The 2,430-nt window shown below is 61.1% G+C and carries 4 protein-coding genes; 3 read left to right on the top strand and 1 reads right to left on the bottom strand.

Annotation, left to right across the window (positions count from 1 at the left end; all coding sequences use genetic code 11):
* From AC1D01_RS30265 to AC1D01_RS30255, 3 genes are all read left to right on the top strand, one after another.
* On the top strand, window positions 1-1,506 hold a 1,506-nt coding region (locus AC1D01_RS30265; RefSeq protein ID WP_477873026.1), incomplete at its 5' end, for an RHS repeat domain-containing protein.
* Between the two features lie 7 nt (window positions 1,507-1,513).
* Window positions 1,514-1,801 (top strand): hypothetical protein, encoded by a 288-nt coding sequence (locus AC1D01_RS30260; protein WP_477873024.1) that lies wholly within the window; start codon window positions 1,514-1,516, stop codon window positions 1,799-1,801.
* A 229-nt stretch (window positions 1,802-2,030) separates the two neighbouring features.
* Window positions 2,031-2,261: a hypothetical protein gene (locus tag AC1D01_RS30255; RefSeq protein ID WP_477873023.1), complete on the top strand. Its 231-nt coding sequence runs from the start codon at window positions 2,031-2,033 to the stop codon at window positions 2,259-2,261.
* A gap of 13 nt (window positions 2,262-2,274) precedes the next feature.
* On the opposite strand, the gene AC1D01_RS30250 is transcribed toward AC1D01_RS30255, so the two are convergent.
* Window positions 2,275-2,418, bottom strand: a complete 144-nt coding sequence (locus tag AC1D01_RS30250) for a response regulator transcription factor (protein WP_477873028.1) — start codon at window positions 2,416-2,418, stop codon at window positions 2,275-2,277.
* Window positions 2,419-2,430 lie beyond the last annotated feature (12 nt).

The raw sequence follows: 2,430 nt of genomic DNA, 5'->3' as shown, positions 1-2,430 counted from the left end.
GTCGTGCGCAGCTACACGAGCCGCAACGTGACCGCGATCGGTATGGCCCAGGACGCGAACGGCACGCCCACGCCGCTGCTCAGCGACATCAAGTGGGAACCGTTCGGTCCGGTGACGAGCTGGAACTGGAACATGGCCAGCGGGACGACGCCGCACGAGCGCTTCTACGACCTCAGCGGACGCGTCACGCGCTACCGGCTGGGCAACGTCTTCCGAGATGTGACCTACGACGCCGCCGATCGCATCATCAGCTTCACGCACCTGAGCGCCAACGACGGCATCCCACAACCTGCGCTGGACCAGAGCTTCGGCTACGACGAGAACGACCGGATCACGCAGGTGACGACGGTCGCGAGCAACTGGGCGATCACGTATGACCCGAATGGCAACCGCRCCAACGTGAGCCTGAACGGCAGCCCGAGCGTCTACAGCACCGAGGCCACGAGCAACCGGCTCACGAGCATCACGAACCCAGCACGCAACTTCGGCTATGACAACGCGGGGAACACACTCAGCGACAGCCCGAACTACACCGCGACCTACAGCCTGAGCGGCTCACTCGCGAGCATCACGAAGGCCGGCGTCACCGGCACCTACACCTACGACGCCGACAAGCGGCGCATTCGCAAGGTGACGAGTGCAGGGCCGGGCAGCACGGTGATCTTCGTGTACGGGCTCAACGGCGAACTGCTCGGTGAGTACGACCAAGCGGGGCAGGCGCTCCGCGAATACATCTGGCTGGACGACATCCCTGTGGCGATGTTCATGCCGGACCCCACGAACCCGAGCGGGCCACCGCTGGTGTTCTACATCCACGCCGATCACCTGAACGCACCGCGGATCGTCGTCGACACGAACAACACGACCCGCTGGCAGTGGTTCGCCGAGCCGTTCGGCACGACCGCGCCGGAGGTCAACCCGAGCGGGCTCGGCGTCTTCACGCAGAACCTGCGCTTCCCGGGGCAGTATGCCGATGCGGAGAGTGGACTGTTCTACAACTACTTCCGACACTACGAAGGCAGCATTGGGCGATACAAGGAATCGGATCCCATCGGGCTGCGCGGAGGGACGAACACCTACGCGTATGTCGATGGCAGACCCGCCGAATACATCGACAGCGACGGACAGATGGCGCAAGCTCTGCCGATGATCATTCCGGTGGCGCTCATCGGCTGCATCCTCTCGCCCGGGTGCCGCGCACTGTTCAGCCCTCGCCCAATGGAATCCAGAAAGCCCGACGACATGCCGCCATCACCTGCAGGCACAAGTCCCATGCTGCCACTGAAGCCTGAGCCTCCAATGCCGTTGCTTCCACCGAAACCGGCAGGCGACGGAGGCTCGTCGAAGGGGTCGTGCAAGAAGATCAGCGGATTCCGACTGGGGCCGGCACCGGAGGAGTGTCGCCACATCATGCGTTGTACTTTCTCTTGCACCGACGGTACTGTGTTCACGACCGACATCAATTGGTCAATAGATCAATGCCCAGACTATTGGGTGAGACTGTGAGGCACACATGACACTGCGCATTTCAGATTCCGCAAGGGAGCGCCTGACTGGACTGATCCTGGAAACAGATCTTGAGGTGCCCGTGGTCACCGTTCTGAGAGCGCGCTACTTGACGGGTGCAGACACAGGATGGTCTGTTGCGCTGATCGAACAAGCCAAGCTGAAGTCGCCAGCAGAACGCAACGGCAACCTTCTTGTTCACATCGACGAGCAGTGGGCCGATCCCCTGGATGAAAGCCTGCTTGATATGGAAGGAGAACGCTTTGTCGTCATCGTGCCGATGCAAGACAAGTAGGCCTCGCTCGGTGAAGAGCCAAGCACCATGAGCGAACAAGCCGCAACGCGTCGACATGCCGATGCGCCACCTCCAGTCATTGGCAGATCGTCTTGCGTTGCTGCGTTCGCCAACGAATTGAAACGAAGGGCACGGGTCTGAGGGCGCCATGCGACTGTGAGGCGGACATGACACTGCGCATTTCAGATTCCGCAAGAGAGCGCCTGACAGGACTGATCCAGGAGCCTGGATGCATGTGATGATCGAAAAACTATTGAAACAGTATTCTCGGCATCTGGAGTTTCTCGGTGAGGACTTGATCGATGTTCACCAGATCGGCGTGTTCGGATCGCAAGTTCTTCACTTGGCTGCTTTCGCTGGTCATCGCGAAGACGTCGGAGAAATACTTGCCGGTGCAGATCTGGCTGCCGAACGCTGGCGTGAATTCAAATCGATCCAGGAGGCGAATTTCAAGATTTGACTGACGACCGGAGTCACGGCCCCCGCCACCGCGCCGCCGCCTGCCCACGCGTATCCACCCCCAGCTTGCCGAGGATGTTCGCCACGTGCCGCTTCACCGTGTGCGGGCTCAGGTCGAGTTCGCGCGCGATCAGCTTGTTGCTGTCGCCGGCGGCCATGCGTTCCAGCAC

Source organism: Rhizobacter sp. P3_B12 (assembly GCF_056402895.1).
The sequence above is the reverse complement of the archived record's forward strand: the minus strand, read 5'-3'. Positions and strand labels throughout refer to the sequence as shown.

What these genes read in the sequence shown, in the direction of transcription:
- AC1D01_RS30250 (WP_477873028.1), bottom strand. Translation starts at nt 2,418, where the DNA reads ATGGCCGCCGGCGACAGCAACAAGCTGATCGCGCGCGAACTCGACCTG.
- AC1D01_RS30255 (WP_477873023.1), top strand. Translation starts at nt 2,031, where the DNA reads ATGCATGTGATGATCGAAAAACTATTGAAACAGTATTCTCGGCATCTG.
- AC1D01_RS30260 (WP_477873024.1), top strand. Translation starts at nt 1,514, where the DNA reads ATGACACTGCGCATTTCAGATTCCGCAAGGGAGCGCCTGACTGGACTG.